At 71.0% G+C, this 1,140-nt stretch carries 1 protein-coding gene; it reads left to right on the top strand.

Features of this window, described 5'->3' with window-relative positions:
• Positions 1–358: 358 nt before the first annotated feature.
• Positions 359–1,140, top strand: a 782-nt coding sequence (locus BM144_RS22465; RefSeq protein WP_175526115.1) for a cache domain-containing protein, incomplete at its 3' end; no start/stop codon positions are given.

The raw sequence follows: 1,140 nt of genomic DNA, 5'->3' as shown, positions 1-1,140 counted from the left end.
GCCGCCCTCGTCGAGCAGGCCACCGCCGCCGCCCAGTCGCTGCAGCAACAGGCCCACCAGCTCGCCGAGGCCGTCGCCGGATTCAAGCTCGACGCCCACGGCAGCGCCGGCTCCGGCCGCGCCCACCCGGCCCTCGGCGGGCCCGGCGGGCGCGCCTGAACGGCAGCAGCGCCTGCCGGCATGAACCAACGCAATGCGGTGCATTTCTCCCCATGACAACGGCCTGCGCCCATGCGGATAACCTCGGCACGGCCGCGCTCCGGCCGCGCCGCGTCCGCCCCTTTTTCTCCACCCGTCCCCATCGACAACAGCCAACGGCCCTGCCGCCTTGTGCCCGGTTTCCAGGAAGCACCATCCCATGTTCCAAAGTCTGCGCGCCCGCCTCATAGGGATCTGCATCGCCATCACCACGGTGGCCCTCGTGGTGCTGGCCTTCTCCACGTTCTACGTCGTGCGCAACAACACGCTGGCGGGCATCGACAGCCGGCTGGAGCAGCGCACCCGGCTGCATGCCGACGAAATCACCGAATGGGTGAAAGAGAAGCAGCGCATCACCGGCTCGCTGAAGATCGGCGCCGCGCAGGCCGACCCGATGCCGTTCCTCGAAGCCACGAAACAGGCCGGCGCGCTGGACGACGCCTACCTGGTGCACACCGACAAGCGCCACGCGTTCCTGCACCCCGTCCCGGACGGCTATGACGGCACGTCGCGCGGCTGGTACAAGCTGGCGATGCAGGCGAACGGCCCCGTGGTCACGCCGGCCTACATCGGCGCCAGTTCCGGCAAGCTGCTGATCACCTTCGCTGAACCTTGGGGGCCCACCGGCCAGCGCGCCGGCGTGGTCGCCACCGACATGCTGCTGGAGAGCGTCGGCCGCATGGTGACCGCCATCCGCCCCACCGCCCAGAGCTTCGCCGTGCTGGTCGACGAGCAGGGCCGCCTGCTGGCCCAGGCGGATCCCAAGCTGGCGCTCAAGCCCGTGTCGGACCTGGCCGCCGGCATCGACGCTCCGCTGCTGCAGCGGCTTGCGGCGAACGGCGGGCGCGCGGACGTGCCCGTGCAAGGCGCGGACCAGATGCTCTACGCGGCCAAGGTGGAGGGCACGCCCTGGACCCTGGCCATCGCCATCGACCGCGCCGA

This window comes from Paracidovorax konjaci, assembly GCF_900112675.1.
Taxonomy (GTDB): domain Bacteria; phylum Pseudomonadota; class Gammaproteobacteria; order Burkholderiales; family Burkholderiaceae_C; genus Paracidovorax; species Paracidovorax konjaci.
The sequence above is the reverse complement of the archived record's forward strand: the minus strand, read 5'-3'. Positions and strand labels throughout refer to the sequence as shown.